The following is a 19,789-nucleotide window of genomic DNA, read 5'->3' on the forward strand; positions in this document are numbered from 1 at the left end:
GCCGATCTGCTCGGTCTCCCGGCCGCGCGGCGCGGTCTTGCGGACATAAGCCTGAATGGTGGTCGTTCCTCGGCTCGAAGGGACTCTCCGCGGTCAGTTTCGCACGAGCCGCAACCGGATTACTGCCGCTCGGGGTGCGCGATGGCGGCGTAACGCGTGTCCCACACCGACCTCGGGACCCGCAGGGTGAGCGTCGGGGCCTCGCAGACGGTGCGGCGTTGCGCCGGGATCACCACCGGCACCGGCGGCGGGACGTCGAGCGAGCGCCAGCCGCGGCGGCTCAGCGCCGCGCCGAGGATCGCGCCCGTCGTGTTCAGCAGGACGTCGTCGGTCGACGTCACCCGGCCGGTGTGGATCAGATATTGCGTACCTTCCACCAGCACGGACGCGACCAACGCGGCCAGCGCGACGCGCATCAGCGTGCGCAGGCGGCGCATCCGGATCGGCAGCAGGGCGCCGAGCGGGCAGAGCAGGAGGACGTTGCCGATCACCTGCCAGAGCGAGCCGTCGTCGCGGAGGGCCGCGGTGATGTCGGCGCCGGGCACGAGGTCGAGCGTGCTCTCCGAAGAGCCGCCGACGGGCATGGTGACCAGGCAGAACACCAGGAAGGCGACGAGGAGGGCGGCGCTGTCGACGCCCGCCGTCGCGGTCGCGTAGCGAGCCGGGAGTCTTCGGCGGCGGCGAGCCGCGAGCAGAGGCCACCCGAGCAGCGCGTACGGCAGCGCGATGGCCGAAACCGGAATCATCCCCCAGAAGGCGCGCAGCAGGGCTTCCATGCGCCTCCCTTCTCGAACCCCTCAAGATCTTCGGTGCGCGATGAGTCCAGCCCTCCCAAGATCACCTTCGCATCACAAGATCGACTCGGCAGTCCGAGCGGGCCGCACTATTCGGTGATCTTTCCGGTGGCGCGCCGGGGCTTTCCGTGGTTCGGTGCGAGGGCGCACTGTCCACAGTGGAGGTTGTGGACAACCCTGTGGATGGATTCGGGGACTTCGTGAAGAACCCTTACTTCACAACGCAAACCCGGGAGCCGGGCCTGTGTACTACTTCGCCAGCTCGCGGGCCTGTTCGAGCAGGGCCTGCAGGTGCAGGCCGCGCCGGACGTCGCAGGGGTGCGTCGTGGTGCCGCTGGCGATCATCGCCGCGAAGTCGTCGAGCAGCGCGGTGTAGGACTCCTGCGCCGTGCCCGGTTTGCGGCCGAGCGTCCGGTAGCCGTGCTGGCCCCAGACGGCGACCTCGACGACGGTCGGCTGCACGGGCAGCCGCAGCGAGAGCGTCGCGGTGCTGACCACGCCACCGTCGTGGGCCAGCATCAGGTGCCAGAGGTCGCCGGGGCTCCGCCGGGCCGCGACGACCTCGGTGATCGGCCCGAGCGCGGCGTCCAGCATGTCCAGGGCGTGCGGGCCGATGTCGAACAGCGCGCCGCCGTCGTCCTGGCGCCACGCCGAAGCCGCGTACTGCCCGCCGAGCAGGGCGCCGGACAGCCAGCGCGCGCCGCCGCCCGCCCAGCCGCCCGCCTGGGCCAGCCCGGCGAGCCACTCCTGCGTCTGCGCCGAGAACCGCAAGGTCAGCACCACGAGCGCGGCGACGTCGGCGGCCGCGACCGCGTCGGCCAGCCGCTGCGCGCCGGTGAGGTCGGCGGCGATCGGCTTCTCGAGGATCAGATGCTTCCCGGCTTCCGCCGCGCGCACGCCCAGTTCGGCCTGGATCGACGGCGGAACGGCGAACGCGACCGCGTCGACCTGCTCGAACAGCTCCTCGACGGTGCCCGCGACGGCCGCGCAGTGCGTCTCCGCAAGCGTTTGCGCGGCTTCCGGGCGACGGGCCCAGACCGCGGTCAGCTCGGTGCCGGGGTGATCCGCCAAGCCGGGCGCGTGGATCGTCGACGCCCACGGGCCGGCGCCGACCAGTCCGACGCGCAGCTGTCCGTCCGCGATGAGCTGTCCCACGGCCCGCAGTCTAGAGCCTGTTTCAATGTCGTAGCCACTCGTTGATCGCCGCGATGTGGACGGTTGCCTCGTAGCGGACTGCGAGTTTGTCGAACCGTGTGGCCACCGCCCGGTTGCGTTTGAGCCGGTTGATGCCGCACTCGACCGCATGCCGTTGCTTGTAGATCTCTGGGTCAAATGCTGGTGGTCGCCCACCGGCCCGGCCGCGGTTGCGGCGATGCCGGACCTGATCAGAAGGCTGGGGAATCGTGCACGCGATCCCGCGCCGCCGCAGATAGGCCCGGTTGGCGCGGGAACTGTAGGCCTTGTCCGCCAGGACACGATCCGGCCGGGTCCGGGCTCGCCCACCACCAATCCGGGCGACCCGGACCCTTGCCAGCACCGCCTCGAACTGCGGCGAGTCACCGCGTTGACCGGCGGTCACCAGCAACGACAGTGGTTTCTGGCCTTGCTCGGTGGCCAGGTGCAGCTTGGTCGTCCAGCCTCCCCGCGACCGGCCCAGCGCGTGGTCGGCTGGTTCGGGCTCGCCGATACCGCCTGGCGGTTCTTTCTGCAGGTCACACTCGATGCGGGCACCTGCTGCGTGCTGGTGCGCCCGGTTGATCGTGGAATCCACGCTCACGTCCCAGGTGATCAGCCCGGCGGCGTCGGCCCGGGTCTGCAACCCGGCCAGGATCAGCGCCCACACACCGGCGCGCTGCCAGCGCCGGAACAAGCCATAGACGGTTTGCCAGCAGCCATACTCGGGTGGGACGTCACGCCACGGCGAGCCGACACGGACCCGCCAGCGGATGCCGTCCAGGAGCTGGCGTTTACTCCACAGTGGCGGGCGGCCGGGCTTCTTACCGACGGGCAGCAGCGGTTCCAGGATCGCCCACTGCGCGTCAGTCAGATCGGCTCGCCCCGCCGCCGCTACGCTGGGCACGAGGTCTCCGGTGTTCTTGATCAGCTTGGTCGTTGATCGGTCTACCGGAGACCTCGTCTATTTGATCCAAGACACGCCGCACCCACAACGCCGGCCAGAAACTCCGCTGGTCAGCACATCAAAACAGGCTCTAGGTGTGTCGCTCGTCGCGCCGGAACCGCACCTTCGGCGGGCATCGACCTGGTTAAAGTTCCTGCATGATCGCGTCCCGCTTCGCCGCCGTCTGCGCACTGCTGTTCGCCGCGTCCGTCACGGGTGCCGCACCCGCGGCGGCGCAGGGCACTGACGGGGCCTGCGCCGAGGGCGCCGGGGTCACGGTGGTCGTCGACTTCGGCGATCTGGGCCCGCAGCCGCTGGTCCGCTGCGCGCCCGGGACGCCCGCGAACGGGATCGCGGCCCTGCAGGCGGCCGGGATCGACGTCGCCGGTTCGCAGAAGTACGGCCTGGCTGTCGCCTGCCGGATCAACGGCAAGCCCGGCCCCGACGTCGAGTCGTGCGCGGGGATGCCGTCGGCCACGGCGTACTGGAGCTACTGGCACGCGACCGCGGGCGGGACCTGGACGTCGAGCCAGGAAGGCGCCCAGACGGCGAAGCCCGCGCCGGGCGGGTTCGAGGGCTGGGCGTTCGCGCGGCCGAAGTCGGCGAACGACCTGCCGACGCCGCCGCGCGTGGCGCCGGTGCGGCAGGCGGCCACCCCGGCCCCGGCGCCCGCCGAGGAAGGCAGCTCGTTCCCGTGGGGCCTGGTCATCGGCGCGGTCGTGATCGTGGTCGTCGGCGGCGCGGGCCTGGTCGTCGCGCGACGGCGGCGTGCGCAGTAGGGCGCTGCACCCCGGCGCCTGGTGGGCCTGGGCGCTCGCGCTGGCCGTGGCGGCCAGCCGGACGACGAACCCGCTGCTGCTGGGCCTGGTCATCGCGGTCGCCGGGTTCGTCGTCGCGAACCGGCGCAGTGACGCGCCCTGGGCGCTGGCGTTCCGGCTGTACGCGTACGTCGGCGCGTTGATCGTGGCCTCGCGCGTGCTGTTCCGGATCCTGGTCGGCGGCGAAGACGGCGGGCACGTGCTGTTCACGCTGCCGCGAATCCCGATCACGGCCGGGCTGTCGCTGCTCGGGCCGACGTCGGCGGAGGCGTTGCTCGGCGGGTTCTACGACGGCCTTCGGCTGGCGACGATGGTGGTCTGCGTCGGTGCGGCGAACGCGTTGGCGAACCCGAAACGCCTGCTCAAAGCGGTCCCGGGAGCGTTGTATGAAGTGGGCACGGCGGTGACGGTCGCGTTGACGGTGGCCCCACAGCTCGTCGAGAGCGTGCAGCGCGTCCGGCGCGCGAGGCGGCTGCGGGCGGGGCGGACTCGCGGGTTGCGGGCGGTGAAGGGCATCGTGGTGCCGGTGCTGGAGGACGCGATGGACCGGTCACTGCGGCTGGCGGCCGCGATGGACTCCCGCGGCTACGGCCGCCGGGGGTACCTGAGCCCAGGCTTGCGTGCGGTGATCGCCGCGTGCGTGCTGGGCGGGCTGGTCGGCGTGTGCGTCGGCGTCTACGGCGTGCTCGACGGGACGTCGACGTGGCTCGGCGTGCCGCTGCTGGCGGCCGGGCTGGCGGTGGCCGTGGTGGGATTCGTGCTGGGCGGCCGGCGCGTTCGGCGGACGGCGTACCGGCCGGACCCGTGGCGGTGGCGGGAGACGCTGGTCGTCGCGGCCGGGGTCGGGGCGTGCGTGCTGCTGTTCGTGTCCGCGCGGGTCGACCCGGGGAACCTGTACCCGTCGCTGAGCCCGTTGCGCTGGCCGGAGGTTTCGTTGGTGCACGTGGTATCCGTGCTGGTCGCGGTGCTGCCGGCGGTCGTCGCGCCCCGTCCCGCGGAGGTCGTCCGGTGATCGAGTTCTCGCGGGTCACGGTGACCTACCCGGACGCACTTCGCCCGGTGCTCTCCGATGTCTCACTTCTTGTCGAAGAAGGCGAACTGTGCCTGGTGGCGGGGCCGACCGGCAGCGGCAAGTCGACACTGCTCGGTGCGATCAACGGGCTCGTCCCGCACTTCACCGGCGGGCGGCTGACCGGCCGGGTGCTCGTTTCGGGGCACGACACGGCGCTTTTCCCGCCTCGCGAGCTGGCGTCGGTGGTGGGCGTCGTCGGGCAGGACCCGCTGGCCGGGTTCGTCACGGACACCGTCGAGGAAGAGCTCGCGTACGCGATGGAGCAGCTCGCCGTACCACCGGACGTCATGCGCAAGCGCGTCGAGGAAACCCTGGACCTGCTGGGCATCGCGGAACTGCGGAACCGTCCACTTCGGACGCTGTCGGGCGGCCAGCAGCAACGGGTGGCGATCGGCTCGGTGCTGACGGCCCACCCGTCGGTGGTGGTCCTGGACGAGCCGACGTCGGCCCTGGACCCGACGGCGGCCGAGGACGTGCTGGCGGCGATCACCCGGCTGGTGCACGACCTGGGGACGACGGTGGTGGTGGCGGAGCACCGCATGGAGCGGGTGGCGCAGTACGCGGACCGCCTGCTGTACCTGCCGGGCGACGGTTCGGTGCGCTCCGGCCCACCGGCCGAGATCCTCGCGACGTCGTCGATCGCCCCGCCGATCGCCGAGCTGGGACGGCTCGCGGGCTGGTCACCGCTGCCGCTGTCGGTCCGGGACGCCCGCCGCGTCGCGGGGCCGCTGCGGTCGCGGCTCGCGGAATTGTCGGTGGGAGAAGGTAGCTTCTCCGTGACGGGTTCGGCACTGGACGTGAGAGGGGTGGTGGTCCGCTACGGGGATGTCCCGGCGGTGCGCGGGGTGGACCTGCGCGTCGGGCCGGGTGAAGTGGTGGCGCTGATGGGACGCAACGGCTCGGGCAAGTCGTCGCTCCTGTGGGCGGTGCAGGGAAGCGGCCCGAGGTCGGCGGGGAAGGTCGACGTCGGTGGGGTGGATCCTGCGTCGCTGAAGCCGCGGGTGGCGCGTCAGCGGGTGGGTCTGGTGCCGCAGACTCCCGCTGATCTGCTGTACCTCGATTCGGTCGGCGCCGAGTGTGCGCAGGCCGACGCCGAGTCGGAGGTGCCGCCGGGAACCGCGCGGGCGTTGCTGGACCGGCTTGCGCCCGGGATTGCGGGTGAGGTGCACCCGGGGGACCTGTCCGAGGGCCAGCGGCTGGCGTTGGTGCTGGCGGTGCAGCTGGCCTCGGCGCCCCCGGTGGTGCTGCTGGACGAGCCGACGCGCGGACTGGACTACCACGCGAAAAGGCGCTTTGCGGCGATCTTGCGGGAGTTGTCGGCCGAGGGCCGCGCGGTGGTGCTGGCGACGCACGACGTCGAGTTCGTGGCGACGGTGGCTGATCGGGTGGTCGTGCTGGCGGAGGGCGAGGTGGTGGCGGACGGGCCGACGAAGGAGGTCGTGGTCGCGTCCCCGGCGTTCGCACCGCAGGTGGCGAAGATCCTGGCGCCCCAGAGATGGCTGACGGTCGACGAAGTAGCGGCGGCGCTGGCATGAGGGATTTCTCGCGCCCGCCCGCTCAGCGGCGAGTGCCTACGCAGACCTCCGAGGCCGCCGCATGACCGACTTCCTCACTCCGCCGCGCGCGGTCCGCGTCCCCCTTCAACCCGCGCTCGTCCTCACCCTCGCCAGCCTCCTCGGCCTGGCCATGTTCTGCTGGCCCCTCCTCGCTCACCCCGCCCCCAGCGGGGCCGGGCACACCGCCGATGCCCCCTTCGTCTTCATGGCGACCCTGCCCGTCCTCATCCTCGTCGTGCTCGCCGAACTCTCCCGGGGCGGCATCGACGCCAAAGCCCTCGCCCTGCTCGGTGTTCTCTCCGCCGTCAACGCCGGGCTGCGGCCACTCGGTGCCGGGACTGGGGGCATCGAACTCGTCTTCTTCCTGCTCGTGCTCGCCGGGCGCGTTTTCGGCGCCGGCTTCGGCTTCGTGCTCGGCTCGACGTCCCTCTTCACCTCGGCCCTGCTCACCGCCGGCGTCGGCCCTTGGCTGCCGTTCCAGATGCTGGCTTCCTCGCTCATCGGACTCGGTGCCGGGCTGCTGCCGAAACGTCCGCGCGGTAAGGCGGAGATCGCCATGCTCGTCGCGTACGGGGTCTTCGCCGCCTACTTCTTCGGGCTGCTCATGAGCCTCTGGTCGTGGCCCTTCCTCGCCGGGACCGGCGACGGCCTCGGCTTCGTCCCCGGCGCGCCCCTGCTCGAGAACCTCCACCGGTTCGCCGTCTTCACCGTCCTGACCTCGACCCTCGGCTGGGACACCGGCCGCGCGATCACCAACGCCGTCGCCATCGTCCTGCTCGGCCCCGCCGTCCTGGCCATCCTTCGGCGGGCCGCGAGGCGGGCCGCCTTCGGGGCCGGGGATCAGACCAGCGCGTCGTAGATGTCCACCAGCTCGGCCAGCTTCGCCGCGTCCGGGACGTGGCTCGTGTCGAGGTCGACCACCCGGAACCGGTTGCCCGGCGTCGCCGTGTCCGCCTCGCGGATCATGCGGTCCTGCAGCGCGAGCGGGACGATCCGGTCCCGCAGGTGCCGGACGTACACCCGCGGCACCCGGCCCCAGCGGGTGCGGTCGCCACGGGACGGGGTGGCTCCCTTGCCGAGCAGCTCGTCCGGGGCCATGCCGTTCAGGAACGCGAAGAACTCCGCGTCCGTGCCGTCGGCCAGGAACGCCGCCTTCGCCGCCGCGAGGAGCGTCCGGTCCGCCGTGCGCCAGTTGAACCGGACCGCGCCGACCACCGACGGGTCCGCCGCCACGAACCCCAGCAGGTCCCCGATCCGCGACGTCGCCGCCTCCGGCGTGGCCATGTACTCGTCCGGGGTCGCCAGGTCCGTGCAGCAGAACGCCGTGTCGTACACGAGCAAGTCGACCAACTGCGGCACCGCGTCCGCGACCAGGCTGATCATCGCGCCGCCGATGCTCGCCCCGACCAGCACCACCGGGCCGTGCGCCGCCGCGCGGCGGACCACCTCCACCGTCGCCGCCACCTGGTCGGCCACCGTCACCCCGGCCAGCGCCGACCGCTCCGAAGCGAACGCCGCCAAGTCCTGGGGTGCCTGGTAGGAGAGCCGGAACTGCTGACCCGGCTGGGCCACGCCGACTCCGCGGTGGCCCCGCAAGATCAGCTCATCGGGCGCGGCCGAGACGCCGTTGGCCCCGGCGGCGAAGACGAACGTCGGCACGCGACGGCGACCTGGCGCGGGCAGCCCGGCGACGGAAGCGGCTCGCAAAGCAGTACGGCGGCTGAGTTTCGGCATACCCGCACTGAACCAAGCGGGACCCGCCGCAGCCCAGCCGACAAAGTTGCCGACCGGACCACCAAAAGTGGATCAGCTGTAGGAGTAGAAGCCCCGGCCGGTCTTCTTGCCGAGCAGGCCCGCGTCCACCATGCGCAGCAGCAACGGCGGCGACGAGTACAGCGGCTCCTTGAACTCCGCGTACATCGAGTCCGCGATCGCCTTGATCGTGTCCAGCCCGATCAGGTCGGACAGGCGCAGCGGCCCCATCGGGTGGGCCGTGCCCAGCTCCATGCCGCGGTCGATGTCCTCCGCGGACGCGAAGCCCGACTCGATCATGCGGATCGCCGACAGCAGGTACGGCACCAGCAGCGAGTTCACGATGAATCCGGCGCGGTCCTGCGACCGGATGACCGTCTTGCCCAGCGCCGTCGTCGCGTGCTCCTCCGCGCGGCGGGCCGTCTCCTCGCTCGTCAGCAGCGAGGGCACCAGCTCCACCAGCGGCAGCACCGGCACCGGGTTGAAGAAGTGGATGCCGACCACCTGCTGCGGACGGCTCGTCGCCATGCCCAGCTTCATGATCGGGATCGACGACGTGTTGGACGCGAACAGCGCGTCCTCCGCCTCGACGATCTTGTCCAGCTGGCGGAAGACGTCGACCTTCGCCTGCTCCTGCTCGAGGATCGCCTCGACGACCAGTTCGCGGTCGGCGAACTCGGCGATGTCCGTCGTGAAGCGGAGCCTGCCCAGCGCCGCGTCGGCGTCCTCGGCGGAAAGCTTGCCGTTCTTGACGCCGCGTTGCAGGGACTTCTCGATGCGGGCCTTGCCCGCGTCGAGCGCCGGCTGGTTCACCTCGGTGACCACGACGTCCAACCCGGACCGCGCGTGCACCTCGGCGATGCCGGACCCCATGAGTCCGGCTCCGACGACTCCAACCCGACTTACCACCGGCTCACTCCTTCGTCGCCAACCCGCACACTTCTGGGCAGCACGCAGCACGCGAGGGCGGTCGCCGGGTGGGTTCCCGGCTACGCCCTCGCGCGGTTACGCGTGCTCAACGACGGTACTCGTCGTACCCGTCGTCGTACGGGTCCTCATACCGGCTGTCGGACTCCTCGCGGTGATGATCATTCGAGGAGTTACTCGACAGCTCGCGCTGCAAAGCATCGAAGTCGGTCTCGTGCGAGCTGTACTTGAGCTCACGCGCCACCTTCGTCTGCTTGGCCTTAGCCCGGCCGCGCCCCATGGCTCGACCCCCTCGCACAGGGGCGGGGCGGCCGGGGGAATCGGCGGCCCCGCATCGTCTCGACAATTCTTTCCTGCTCACACCGTACCGTGTCCGGGGGGTTGGATGCGACGTGGCACGGTGTGCTGGTGGTGACAGTGTCCGCCGGACGCTGGTTACCGGCCGGTCGGTGGCGATCGGCGCAGGTAGGCGTGCCACGATCTACTCGTGCTCCGTCCCTTCGTGGCCTATCTGCGGGTGTACGAACCCCTGCGCGCCCTGGGCGACCCGCCGGACGAACGGCTGCGTGCGGCCGTCGCGGCGGCCAAACTGCGGCGGACGGACGCGGGCGCGCGCGAGCAGGCCATGTGGCTCAAGTCACAGGTCGCGGCACCCCGGCGGCTGCTGCCCGCTGAGCTCGCCGACGGCCGTCCCGCGCCGAGCCTGCTGACCGACGTCCTGGTGCTCGACCCGGCGGAGGTGCCGGGCGGCAAGGCCGAGCACGGGCCGTTCGTGTGCCCGCTGGAACTGCGGGCCCGCTCGGCCGCCGCGCTGGTGACGTTCATCGGCGACGCGCACCCGGCGCTGAAGAACGTGGTCCTCGACGAAGGCGGCTTCACGCAGGAGACGATCCGCGCCAGGACGAAGTCGGCGATGGCGGACCTGACCACGACGGCGGCGCACACGCTGTCGACGACCTGGACGGTCCCGCTGCCGTGGTTCGTGCTGGTCGAGCCGGACGAGCGGCGGCTGGTGCTCGGCAAGGGCCGCGACGACCCGAAGCGCGAGCTGTCCTGGCGCACGACCCTGGCCGACGCCCAGCACCGCGCGCGCGAGGCGGGCGAGCTGCTGGAGCAGACGTTCGGCGACTCCGGCCCGGGCCGCGTGCTGTTCGAGACGCGCCGCTGGCTGGACAACTTCGACGCGGACTCGGTGGTCGAGCTCGACTACGGCGGCCTGGTCCAGCTGTTCACCGACCCGCTCCTGGAAGCCGACAACACGGCCGACGAGGTCCACGACATCCTGGACGCGCTGCGCTCGGGCAACGTCGAGGAGCTGGCCGAGCTGTTCTCCGACCTGCGCGAGTTCTGGGGAGACCTCGCGGCCCGCGAGCGCTCGAACTAGCCGCCCCGGCGGGCTGAAGGGGACGTTCATCTCATGTGACGCGCTGAAGGGCCCTTTCCTCCCGCGACATGCGAGGAAAGGACCCTTCAGCGCAGCTCGGGCACCCGGACCTCGCCGACCGGCCGCCCGCCGCCCAGCACCGAGCCGTGGGCCAGCGCGTCGAGCCCGGACACGTCCACCCCGAGGTACCGCAGCGCCTCGACCGCCAGCGGCGCGCACGCCCGCTTGTTGCCGTCGTCGATCTTGATCGCCACCGCGAACCCGTCCGGCAGCGCGAACGCCTGGACGCCTTCCGCGCCGCCCTTCGCGATCAGACCGTCCACGGCGGACATCAGCTCCGTGTCCTCGCGGCCCGTCCCCGCGACCAGCCACGGGTGCGCCCGCATCGCCGAAGCCACCGCCTCCGCCTCCGCGTCGACGCCGCGGGCGATGCGCCCGAACGCCCGCGCCAGCCCCGTCAGGGAGAACGCGAACAGCGGCGCCCCGCAGCCGTCGACTCCTGTGTGGGCGATCGGCTCGCCGGTCAGCTCCGCCACGGCGGCCGCGAGCGCCCGCTGCAGCGGGTTGTCCGGGGACTCGTAGCCGGACGTCGGCCAGCCCGCGCGGACGCACGTCGTCAGCATCGCCGTGTGCTTGCCGGAGCAGTTCATCATCACCCGGCGCGGCTCGGCCGCGTCGCGCATGCTCGGCACGTGCAGCGGGAAGTCCGGCGGGCACGCCAGGTCGTCCTCGCGCAGCCCGGCCGCCTGCAGCAGCTCCAGGACGTGCTTGACGTGCCGCGGCTCGCCCGAGTGCGATGCGCACGCCAGCGCCAGGTCCTCGCCCGCGAAGTCCAGGCCCGCCCGCAGCATGCCGACGGCCTGCAGCGGCTTGTTCGACGACCGCGGGTACACCGGCGAGACGACGTCGCCCAGCGCCAGCCGCGCGTCGCCTTCCGGGCCGGTCACCACCAGCGCGCCGCGGTGCACGCTTTCGACGAAGCCGGAGCGGACGACCTCGGCGAGGACGGGGTTGGTCACTCGCCGCGCCCGCCCTCGTTCTCCAGCAGCTCGTCCACTGTGGCCGAACCCTGCTGGTAGCGCTGCGCGATCTCCGCGTTGAGCGTGTCCATCACGGCCTGGACCTCGCGCCGGAACGACGACACCGACAGCTCTTCGCTGGCGTAGGTGTCCAAAGCGGAGGCGAGCTTTTCGTCCGAGAGGGACTCGACGTCGGTGAGGTCGGTGTCGCCGATCAGGGCCTCGGCGTGCCGCCGGTGCTCGCCGGCCCGCGACGGCTCCAGCTGCTGGTGACGTCCCGAGCCCGCCGCCGGGCCCAGCGCGTTGTCGGCCAGGATCGTCGCCAGCTGGTCGACGATGCTGGATTCGCCGCCGGAGCTGCGCCGCGCCTGCTCCGCGCGCACGATGTCGATCCGGGCGTGCAGCAACCGGCGCAGGTAGGACAGGTCCGTCTCTTCCTGCGCGGCTTCGTCGCGCCGCTCGCGCAGCACCTTCAGCGGCAGTTCACCCAGGCCGCTGAGGTACCCCGGGCCGAGCACGCGGTCGATCCGCCGCCTGCCGCCGGGCCGCACTTCGATCACAGCGCAGTTTATCCCGGTTGGGCGTGATCTCGCTGTCAGGGGCTTTCGTTCAGCCACGGAGTTGCGCCGCCGCCGCACGGCCCGGTGCCGGCTGCTCCGAAGGCACCGAGTCGGGGTCGATCGCCGCCTGGACGAGGTTGTCCTCGGAGCCGGTCAGCAGCTCCGCGCCGACCGGCGTCGACCGTTTGACCAGCGCCAACGCGATCGGGCCGAGCTCGTGGTGCTGGATCACCGTGCCGATCCGGCCGACCGTCCGGCCGTCGAGCAGCACCGGATCGCCGGTCTCCGGCGTGACCTCCGGCGAGCCGTCGAGGTGCAGCAGGAGGAGGTTGCGCGGCGGGCGGCCGACGTTGTGCACCTTCGACACCGTCTCCTGCCCGCGGTAACAGCCCTTCGCGACGTGCGCGGCGGAGCCGACCCAGCCCACTTCGTGCGGGATCGTGCGGTCGTCGGTGTCGACACCCAGCCGCGGCCGCACGGACTCGACGCGCAGGGCGTCGAACACCCAGCTGCCCGCCGCCCGCGCGCCCGCGTCGGTGAGCTTCTTCCACCAGTCGACGAGCGCGTCGCGCGGCACCGCCAGGTCCACGCTGAACCGCCCCGGCCACGGCATCCGCCGTGCGAAGCCGCCGCCGGGCAGCGCCGCGACCGCGTACGGCTCGGTGCCGACCTCGACGCCGACCGCGCTCAGCACGCGCTCGGCGTCCGGGCCGAGCACGGTGAGCAGCGCGAGCTCGCCGGTCGCGTCGCGGATGTCCACCTTGGACCAGAACTTCATCGCCTCGAGGTACTCGCGCAGCGTCTGCGGGCCGCCCTTGGGCAGCGCGCTGGTGACGCTCGTGCCCGGGTCCGTGTCGAGGTAGACGGTGCCGTCGAGGTGCGCCAGCACCATGTGCGTTTCGACGCGGCCCTGGCTGTCGAGGACCAGCGCTTCGGTGCCGGAGCCTTCGGCCAGCTCGGTCACGTGCTGGGAGATGACCAGGTGCAGCCACGAGAGCCGCTCTTCGCCGGAGACGGCGAGGAACTCCCGGTGCGACCGGTCGACCACGACGACCCCGCGCGAAGCCGTGCGCTGCTCCGCGAAGGGATCTCCCCAGTGCCAGGGGACGCCGGCTTCGGGGTGGTTGTCGGGCGCGGCGATGGATCCGGGCACGTCCAGCAGCGGCGAGCGGTACGGCATACCGCCCAGCCTAGGTGAGTACCGTGTGAATATGCGCGTCCTCGTCTTCCTCGACGGAACCCCGGCCGACCCCGACGTCCCCCAGATCAAGGTCGACGACCTCGGGCTGCAGCGCGGCGACGGCGTCTTCGAGACGGTCCTCGTCGTCGACGGCAAGCCGCGGGAACTGCGTCCGCACCTCGAGCGGCTGGCCCGTTCGGCGGCCATGCTCGACCTCCCCGAGCCCGACCTCGTGGCGTGGGAACACGTTGTTTCGCTGGTGCTCGAACGGTGGACCGGCGGGCCCGAAATGGTGCTGAAACTGGTGTACACCAGGGGATCCGACGGCGACCCGGCCGCCGTGCCGACCGGCTTCGCGCTCGGCTCGGAGGTCGCGCCCGCGACCTTGAAGGCCCGCGCGGAAGGCGTCGCCGCGATCACCCTCGAACGCGGGCTGGCGCCGGACCTCGCCGAGCGCGCGCCCTGGCTGCTGCTCGGCGCGAAGCCGTTGTCGTACGCGATGAACATGGCCGCAGTCCGCGAGGCGCGCCGCCGCGGCGCCGAAGATGTGATTTTCACCGCGACCGACGGTTCGATCTTGGAAGGGCCGACGGCGAACGTCGTGCTCGCGAAGGGCCGGACGCTCTACACGCCGCCGTCGAACATCGGCATCCTGCCGGGCACGACCCAGGCCGCGCTGTTCCGCGGCGCCGAAAAGGCGGGCTGGGCGGTCAAGGTCGAGCCGTTGACCGTGCGCGACCTCGTCGAGGGCGACGGCGTCTTCATGGCCTCGAGCGTGCGGAAGCTGACCCGCGTGCACACCCTCGACGGCGAGCGGCTGACCGACTCGTCGGCCGTGTACGCCGAGCTACTGGCGGCCTACGAGGGTGAATACGCCTGACCCAGCCGGATCCGGACGACGGCGGGCGCGACCTCTTCCGCGCGGTAGGCGGCGATCTTGTGGTGGCCGTCGATGATCAGCTCGCGGTCGCCGTCGGCCAGCACCACGGCGACCGGCCGGTGCCCGGTGCGGATGGCGGTCCGGTAGTAGCCGACGCGGGCTTCGTCGGCGGGCGGCCAGGTGTCGGTGGGGGTGAGCTCCTGGTCGTCCGGCAGCCGTTCCGGGCCGCTGACCCGGTAGTCGCCGTCGACGAGCAGGTCGAGCACCGGCCCGAGCGTGGTGGCCAGCGGCCGGCGCAGCTGCCCGGTGGCGAGGGCGATCCGCAGCGACTGGGGCAGCTCCGCCCGCACCCGCGTGTTCACGTCCAGGAAACCCGTGCCACCGCTGATCGTCACCTGTTCCACGCCTATCAGGACGGGTGACGGCGCGACATGGTTCCAGCACCTACCCGGACGGGTGCACGGGTGACCTGGGTCTCACCCGCGTGGCGGTCCCGAGGCGGCACTTTCACGTGAAAGTGCCGCTTCCGCGTCAGGACGGGCGGAACCGCACCCGCGTGCCCGGCCGGGCTTGGGCGAGGGCGCTCAGGGCGCTCGCCCGGACGACGGCCGCCACCGGGTAGCCGCCGGTGGTCGGGTGGTCGGCGAGGAACACCACCGGCAGCCCACTCGGCGGCACCTGGATCGCGCCGGTGACGACGCCTTCGCTCGGCAGCTCGCCTTCGGTGGACCGGCGCAGCGGCGTCCCGTCGAGGCGCAGGCCGACGCGGTTGGACTCCGCGGTCACCGTCCACCAGGCCGAAAGCCCGCGAGCCGGGTCGTCGAACCAGTCGTCGCGCGGGCCCAGCGTCACCGGCACGACCAGCTCACCCGGCGCCGCGGCCGGGACGACGACGTCCGCGCCCGCCGGGATCCCCGGCTCGCCGAGCGGGAGCACCGTTCCGGCTTCCAGCGGCGACGGGCCGATCCCGGACAGGACGTCCCGCGACCGGCTGCCGAGCACGGGCTCGACGGCGATCCCCCCGGAAACGGCCAGGTAGCAGCGCAATCCGGCGGCCGGGGTGCCGATGGTGAGCGTTTGCCCGGCGCGGACCGGCACCGGGGTGTGGGAGCCGTACGCGCGGTCGTTAACCCGGACGTCGACTGCCGGGCCGCTCACCGCGACGGTCGCCGACGCCGTGAGCCGCACCGAAAGGCCACCCAGCAGAGCTTCGACGCCAGCACAGGTTTCGGCGTTGCCGACCAGGCGGTTCGCCAGGCGCAGCGAAGCAGCGTCCAAAGCACCCGAAGGGGCGACGCCGAGATGGGCGTACCCGGGGCGGCCGAGGTCTTCGACCAGCGCGTACCGGCCCGGGTCCAGCACTTCCAGCGCCCTCACCGGACGCTCCGGAACCGGACGCGGTCGCCGGGCGCGAACAGCGCGGGCGGGTCGGCGTGCGGGTCGAACAGCGTCGCCGAAGTGTGCCCGAGCAGCCGCCAGCCACCCGGGGATTCGCGCGGGTAGACGCCGGTGAACTCGCCCGCGAGACCGACCGACCCGGCCGGGACGCGGGTGCGCGGGGACTCGAGCCGCGGCTGCCGCAACGGTGACGGAAGCCCGGTCAGGTAGCCGAAACCGGGCGCGAACCCGGTGAACGCGACCGTGTAGACGGCCTCGGTGTGCAGCTCGACGACGGCGTCGGTGGACATGCCGGCGTCGTCGGCGATGAGGGCGAGGTCCTCGCCGTCGTAGCGGACGTCGAGGGTGACTTCCCGCGGCTCCCCGGCGGGCGGGTGGGTCAGATCGGCGTCGTCGAGCAGGGCCCGCACGGCCGCGACCCCGCCGACGACCAGCAGGCTGCGCGCGCCGGGGACGAGTTCGATGACCTCGGCGGGGCGGGCCGCGCGGACGGTCGCGTGCGCCGCCCGCATCTGCTCGAGCGAGTCGCAGTCCAGCAGGGCGGCGTCCTCCCCGCAGCGCCGCCAGCGCACGGCGTCAGCCGACGACGCGGCGCAGCAGCGCGGAGGTGTGCGGCTGCATTTCCTGGCCCATCATCGCGCGTTCCTCGACGTAGCCGAGGGAGCCTTCGACCAGGCCGTACAGCCGCTGGGCCGCGGTGACGTCCTTCGCCGTGGCCGTGCGGATCACCGCGTCGGTGCCGAGCTTCCCAGGACGTCTGGTTGCGCGGCTTGCCGTAGTACAGCTCGACAATGCCGGTGTTGTGCGTGAGCAGCAGCTCGATCGTGTCGTCCTCCTGCGGCCGCCAGAACCCGGACTCGCGGGCGGCGGGGCGGATGACGTTGCCTTCGTCGTCGAGCAGCCAGGACCGCGACTCGTGGACGAGGAACGGCCGGCCGTCGTGCGAGATCGTCAGCTGCTGCGCGAACTTGCGCGGGCCGTCGATGGTCGGGTAGTCGACCTCGCCTTCACCGCGCCAGACACCGACGAGCGGCAGCAGCGCGAGGCAGGCGTCGTTGAGGTTCGGCCCCTCACGCAGGTTCGCGGTGTCGTTGGGGATGGGCAGGTCGTCCCACAGCGGGAGGTTGCGCGCACGCGTGCTTTCGGCGCGCTTCTCCGCTGCCGCGATGGCTTCGTCGCCGCTGGCGGTCATGGGTCAGCGCTGGTCCGCGTACAGCCGGTAGACGACGTAGACGGCGAACCAGGTGATCGCGACGCCCGCCAGCACCAGGAGGGTCGTAAACAAGGCTTCCACGCGTGGCAGCTTAGTCCGCCGTCCGGCGTCCGGCCCCGCCCAGGGTCGCCGCGGTGAGCACGGTCACCGCCAGCAGGACGATCCCGGCCACGCCCATGGCCAGGTGCAGCCCGGCGGGCAGCGTCGAGCCGCGGGCGAGCAGGGCGCCCAGCGCGGCGACGCCCAGCGCGGTGCCGGTCTGGCGTGCGGCGTTGACCGTGGCCGACGCGATGCCGCTGCGGTGGCCCGGCAGCCCGGCGAGGCCGACGATGTTCGACGGCGTGATGGACAGCCCGACTCCGGCGCCGGCGACCGCGAAGGCCACCGCGACCACCCAGTACGGGCTGTCCGCCTCCAACACGAGGAACGCGAAGGAGCCGACCGACGCGACGAAGTAGCTCACGGGCAGCAGCCGGTGCGCGCCGAAGCGCGCGGAGAGCCGTCCGGCCGCGAAGGCGGCGACGACGTTCGCCAGCACGTACGGCAGCATCTGGACGCCCGCCTCGGTCGCCGTCGCGCCGCGGGCCTGTTGCAGGTAGACGCCGATCAGGAAAACGGCTGGGTAGGCGGCGAACCCGAGGCTCCAAGCGGCGAAGATGGCGACCGAGAACCGGGTCCCGGCGAACAGCCGCACCGGCAGCATCGGGTGCGGCACCCGCAGCTCGACCACGATGAACGCGGCCAGCGCGGCGAACCCGAGCACACCGGTGGTCACGGTGAGCGTGTCGAACCCGGTCCGGCCCGCTTCGATCACGGCGAAGGTGAGCAGGCCGATCCACAGCGCGCCGAGCACCTGCCCGGTGAGGTCCAGTGCACCGTGCGCGGGGTCGCGCGACTCGGTGATCCCGCGGCGGCCGGTGAGCACGGCGACGAGCCCGATCGGGACGTTGACCAGGAAGATCGCGGGCCAGCCGAACGCGTCGGTCAGCGGGCCGCCGAGCAGCGGGCCGAGCACCAGCGCGCAGCCCGCGACCGTCCCCCACAGGCCCATCACCTTCGCCCGCGCGCCGGGCTCCGGGTACGCGTGCGCGAGCAGCGCCACAGCGCCGGGGATCACGGCCGAGGCGGCGAAGCCCTGGACGACCCGGGCCGCGACCAGCCACTCGAGCGTCGGCGCCAGCGCGCAGCCGACGGAGGCGATCGTGAAGACCGTCAGCCCGGTCAGGTAACCGCGCTTGCGGCCGTAGCGGTCGCCGAGCGTCCCGCCGGTGAGGATCACGGCGGTGAGCGCGACGGTGTAGCCGTCGACGATCCACTGCAGGCCGCTGAAGCTTGCGCCGAGCGTCCGCTGCATGGTCGGCAGGGCGACGCTGACCACGCTGACGTCGAGCAGGGCCATGAAGCTGCCCAGGAACACCGCGGCCAGCAGGCCGGCGCGGGTCCGGGAGGAAGTAAGGGTCACCTCGACAGCTTGCGACCTCAACCCGGCTTGAGGTCAACTGCCCGCATGCTTTCCATCGGTGAGGCGGCCGCGGCCGTGGGTGTTGCCGTGTCGGCGTTGCGGTACTGGGACGAGCGCGGGATCGTGCGGCCCGCCGAGCGCAAGGGTGGCAAGCGGCTCTACGGTCCGGACGAGCTGCACCGGCTGGCCGCGGCGAAGATGCTGCGGGACACCGGCTTGCTCAGCCTCGACGAGATCGCCGCCGTCCTGCGCGGGCCCGCGCACGGCGACTGGCGCGCGGCCGTGCGTGACCGGATCGCCGAACTGGCCGAGCGGCGCCGGAAGCTCGTGGCCGCGGAAACGTTCCTCAACCACTTCCTGCGCTGTCCGCGCGACCACCCGATCGAAACCTGCCCGTCCCTGCGGGACCACACCGAGCGCGTCTTGAACGCCGCGAAGGCCTCCCTGCCGGAGCAGGAAGGCCTTCGCGGGTGAAACGGGGACTCAGCCGACGGAGATGGCCAGCTGGTGCAGGCCCGGGCCCTCGGCGGTGACGGACGCCTCGCCGTTGCCGGTGCGGTGCAGCGCGCGCACCGTCCAGTCGCCCGGTGCCGCGTAGAAGCGGAAGTCGCCGTCCGCCGACGAGACGACCTCGCCGGTGAAGTCGCCGCCGCCGTCCAGGAGCCGGACGAACGCGCCGCCGACCGGCCCGTCCGCGCCGGTCACCTTGCCCGCCAGCACGACCTGGCCGCGCGTGTCGAAGTCCGCGGGCGTGGCCTCCTGGACCGGTGCGCCGCAGCTGTCGTCAACCGCCATCACTTAGCTCCCAACTCGACCGGCACGCCGACGAGCGAGCCGTATTCCGTCCACGAACCGTCGTAGTTCTTCACGTCCTCGTAGCCCAGCAGCTCGTGCAGCGCGAACCAGGCGATCGAGGAGCGCTCGCCGATGCGGCAGTAGGCGATGGTGCCCTTGCCCTCGTCGATGCCCTCGTCCTTGTAGAGCTCCTTGATCTCTTCCTCGGTCTTGAAGGTGCCGTCCTCGTTGGCGACCTTCGCCCACGGCACGTTCAGCGCGCCGGGGATGTGACCGGGAACCTGGGACTGCTCCTGCGGCAGGTGCGCCGGGGCGAGCAGCTTGCCGGAGAACTCGTCCGGGGAGCGGACGTCGACGAAGTTCTTCGCGCCGATCGACTGGACGACCTCGTCGCGGAACGCGCGCAGCGAGAGGTCCTGGTCCTGGGCCTTGTAGTCCGTGCGGTCGCGCTTGACCTCGTCGGAGTTCAGCTCGCGGCCGTCGAGCTCCCACTTCTTGCGGCCGCCGTCGAGCAGCTTGACCTTCTCGTGGCCGTACAGCTTGAAGTACCAGTACGCGTACGCGGCGAACCAGTTGTTGTTGCCGCCGTACAGGATCACCAGGTCGTCGTTCGAAATCCCCTTCTCCGACAGGAGCTTCTCGAAGCCCTCCTTGGAGACGAAGTCGCGGCGCACCCCGTCCTGCAGGTCGTTGCGCCAGTCGAACTTCACCGCGCCCCGGATGTGGCCGGCGTCGTAGGCGGTGGTGTCCTCGTCGACCTCGGCGAACACGACGCCGGGGGTGTCCAGGTTCTCCTCGGCCCACTGGGTGGTGACCAGGACGTCTTCACGGCTCATGGAAACGGACTCTCTTTCTGGGGT

22 protein-coding genes and 1 pseudogene are annotated in these 19,789 nt (G+C 72.1%); 7 read left to right on the plus strand and 16 right to left on the minus strand.

Features of this window, described 5'->3' with window-relative positions:
- Positions 1-119: 119 nt before the first annotated feature.
- The 3 genes from QP939_RS15530 to QP939_RS15540 all read right to left on the minus strand — a co-directional run bounded on the left by QP939_RS15530 (position 120) and on the right by QP939_RS15540 (position 2,874).
- On the minus strand, positions 120-776 hold the full coding sequence (locus QP939_RS15530; RefSeq protein WP_285457479.1) for a VanZ family protein: 657 nt from the start codon (positions 774-776) through the stop codon (positions 120-122).
- Between the two features lie 267 nt (positions 777-1,043).
- Positions 1,044-1,949 carry a Gfo/Idh/MocA family protein gene (locus tag QP939_RS15535; RefSeq protein ID WP_285457480.1) on the minus strand — a complete coding sequence of 302 codons (906 nt, stop codon included), beginning with the start codon at positions 1,947-1,949 and terminating at the stop codon, positions 1,044-1,046.
- Positions 1,950-1,971: 22 nt separating this feature from the next.
- A complete protein-coding gene (locus tag QP939_RS15540) occupies positions 1,972-2,874 on the minus strand; it encodes an IS5 family transposase (RefSeq protein ID WP_285449251.1) in 903 nt (300 codons plus the stop codon).
- Between the two features lie 197 nt (positions 2,875-3,071).
- Between QP939_RS15540 and QP939_RS15545 the strand changes: the two genes are divergently transcribed.
- The 4 genes from QP939_RS15545 to QP939_RS15560 all read left to right on the plus strand — a co-directional run bounded on the left by QP939_RS15545 (position 3,072) and on the right by QP939_RS15560 (position 7,218).
- Positions 3,072-3,692 carry an SCO2322-related protein gene (locus QP939_RS15545; RefSeq protein WP_285457481.1) on the plus strand — a complete coding sequence of 207 codons (621 nt, stop codon included), beginning with the start codon at positions 3,072-3,074 and terminating at the stop codon, positions 3,690-3,692.
- Positions 3,682-4,743, plus strand: a complete 1,062-nt coding sequence (locus QP939_RS15550) for a CbiQ family ECF transporter T component (protein ID WP_285457482.1) — start codon at positions 3,682-3,684, stop codon at positions 4,741-4,743. Before QP939_RS15545 ends, QP939_RS15550 begins: the two co-directional genes overlap by 11 nt.
- Positions 4,740-6,338, plus strand: coding sequence for an ABC transporter ATP-binding protein (locus tag QP939_RS15555; RefSeq protein WP_285457484.1), 1,599 nt, complete (start codon positions 4,740-4,742; stop codon positions 6,336-6,338). Before QP939_RS15550 ends, QP939_RS15555 begins: the two co-directional genes overlap by 4 nt.
- Positions 6,339-6,399: 61 nt before the next feature.
- Positions 6,400-7,218 (plus strand): ECF transporter S component family protein, encoded by an 819-nt coding sequence (locus QP939_RS15560; protein ID WP_285457486.1) that lies wholly within the window; start codon positions 6,400-6,402, stop codon positions 7,216-7,218.
- Here the strand turns inward: QP939_RS15560 and QP939_RS15565 are convergent.
- The 3 genes from QP939_RS15565 to QP939_RS15575 all read right to left on the minus strand — a co-directional run bounded on the left by QP939_RS15565 (position 7,200) and on the right by QP939_RS15575 (position 9,318).
- Entirely contained in the window at positions 7,200-8,093 is an 894-nt protein-coding gene (locus QP939_RS15565; RefSeq protein WP_285457487.1) for an alpha/beta fold hydrolase, read from the minus strand. The two genes, QP939_RS15560 and QP939_RS15565, sit on opposite strands and share 19 nt — an antisense overlap.
- 72 nt (positions 8,094-8,165) lie before the next feature.
- Positions 8,166-9,020 carry a 3-hydroxybutyryl-CoA dehydrogenase gene (locus QP939_RS15570; protein WP_285457488.1) on the minus strand — a complete coding sequence of 285 codons (855 nt, stop codon included), beginning with the start codon at positions 9,018-9,020 and terminating at the stop codon, positions 8,166-8,168.
- A gap of 106 nt (positions 9,021-9,126) precedes the next feature.
- Positions 9,127-9,318, minus strand: a complete 192-nt coding sequence (locus QP939_RS15575; RefSeq protein ID WP_285457489.1) for a DUF3073 domain-containing protein — start codon at positions 9,316-9,318, stop codon at positions 9,127-9,129.
- Positions 9,319-9,525: 207 nt separating this feature from the next.
- Here QP939_RS15575 and QP939_RS15580 point away from each other — a divergent pair, with 207 nt between their 5' ends.
- Positions 9,526-10,422, plus strand: a complete 897-nt coding sequence (locus QP939_RS15580) for a DUF8083 family protein (protein WP_285457490.1) — start codon at positions 9,526-9,528, stop codon at positions 10,420-10,422.
- An 86-nt stretch (positions 10,423-10,508) separates the two neighbouring features.
- Here the strand turns inward: QP939_RS15580 and QP939_RS15585 are convergent, their stop codons facing one another.
- Genes QP939_RS15585 through ygfZ form a run of 3 tightly spaced genes read right to left on the minus strand, consistent with a single transcriptional unit; the run spans position 10,509 to position 13,181 of the window.
- Positions 10,509-11,441: an asparaginase gene (locus QP939_RS15585; RefSeq protein WP_285457491.1), complete on the minus strand. Its 933-nt coding sequence runs from the start codon at positions 11,439-11,441 to the stop codon at positions 10,509-10,511.
- Positions 11,438-12,001 carry an RsiG family protein gene (locus QP939_RS15590; RefSeq protein ID WP_285457492.1) on the minus strand — a complete coding sequence of 188 codons (564 nt, stop codon included), beginning with the start codon at positions 11,999-12,001 and terminating at the stop codon, positions 11,438-11,440. The genes QP939_RS15585 and QP939_RS15590 overlap by 4 nt, the downstream gene beginning before the upstream one ends.
- A gap of 49 nt (positions 12,002-12,050) precedes the next feature.
- Positions 12,051-13,181: a CAF17-like 4Fe-4S cluster assembly/insertion protein YgfZ gene (gene ygfZ, locus QP939_RS15595; RefSeq protein WP_285457493.1), complete on the minus strand. Its 1,131-nt coding sequence runs from the start codon at positions 13,179-13,181 to the stop codon at positions 12,051-12,053.
- A gap of 31 nt (positions 13,182-13,212) precedes the next feature.
- On the opposite strand from ygfZ, the gene QP939_RS15600 reads away from it, so the two are divergent.
- The gene (locus tag QP939_RS15600) at positions 13,213-14,061 is read left to right on the plus strand and encodes an aminodeoxychorismate lyase (RefSeq protein WP_285457494.1); all 849 of its coding nucleotides are present in this window, start codon (positions 13,213-13,215) and stop codon (positions 14,059-14,061) included.
- Here QP939_RS15600 and QP939_RS15605 read toward each other — a convergent pair.
- The 5 genes and pseudogenes from QP939_RS15605 to QP939_RS15625 all read right to left on the minus strand — a co-directional run bounded on the left by QP939_RS15605 (position 14,040) and on the right by QP939_RS15625 (position 18,134).
- Positions 14,040-14,465, minus strand: a complete 426-nt coding sequence (locus tag QP939_RS15605; protein ID WP_285457496.1) for a hypothetical protein — start codon at positions 14,463-14,465, stop codon at positions 14,040-14,042. The two genes, QP939_RS15600 and QP939_RS15605, sit on opposite strands and share 22 nt — an antisense overlap.
- Positions 14,466-14,592: 127 nt before the next feature.
- Positions 14,593-15,438 (minus strand): 5-oxoprolinase subunit C family protein, encoded by an 846-nt coding sequence (locus QP939_RS15610; RefSeq protein WP_285457497.1) that lies wholly within the window; start codon positions 15,436-15,438, stop codon positions 14,593-14,595.
- Positions 15,435-16,031 carry a 5-oxoprolinase subunit B family protein gene (locus QP939_RS15615; protein WP_285457498.1) on the minus strand — a complete coding sequence of 199 codons (597 nt, stop codon included), beginning with the start codon at positions 16,029-16,031 and terminating at the stop codon, positions 15,435-15,437. The genes QP939_RS15610 and QP939_RS15615 overlap by 4 nt, the downstream gene beginning before the upstream one ends.
- Positions 16,032-16,035: 4 nt before the next feature.
- Positions 16,036-16,651, minus strand: a pseudogene (locus QP939_RS15620) (heme-binding beta-barrel domain-containing protein).
- 112 nt (positions 16,652-16,763) lie between these two features.
- A complete protein-coding gene (locus QP939_RS15625) occupies positions 16,764-18,134 on the minus strand; it encodes a DHA2 family efflux MFS transporter permease subunit (RefSeq protein ID WP_285457499.1) in 1,371 nt (456 codons plus the stop codon).
- 45 nt (positions 18,135-18,179) lie between these two features.
- Between QP939_RS15625 and QP939_RS15630 the strand changes: the two genes are divergently transcribed.
- On the plus strand, positions 18,180-18,608 hold the full coding sequence (locus QP939_RS15630; RefSeq protein ID WP_285457500.1) for a MerR family transcriptional regulator: 429 nt from the start codon (positions 18,180-18,182) through the stop codon (positions 18,606-18,608).
- Positions 18,609-18,617: 9 nt separating this feature from the next.
- Here QP939_RS15630 and QP939_RS15635 read toward each other — a convergent pair whose 3' ends face one another.
- On the minus strand, positions 18,618-18,929 hold the full coding sequence (locus QP939_RS15635) for a DUF1416 domain-containing protein (protein ID WP_285457501.1): 312 nt from the start codon (positions 18,927-18,929) through the stop codon (positions 18,618-18,620).
- On the minus strand, positions 18,929-19,765 hold the full coding sequence (locus QP939_RS15640; RefSeq protein WP_285457502.1) for a sulfurtransferase: 837 nt from the start codon (positions 19,763-19,765) through the stop codon (positions 18,929-18,931). Before QP939_RS15640 ends, QP939_RS15635 begins: the two co-directional genes overlap by 1 nt.
- Positions 19,766-19,789: the final 24 nt, after the last annotated feature.

The organism is Amycolatopsis nalaikhensis, from assembly GCF_030264295.1.
GTDB classification, from domain to species: domain Bacteria; phylum Actinomycetota; class Actinomycetes; order Mycobacteriales; family Pseudonocardiaceae; genus Amycolatopsis; species Amycolatopsis nalaikhensis.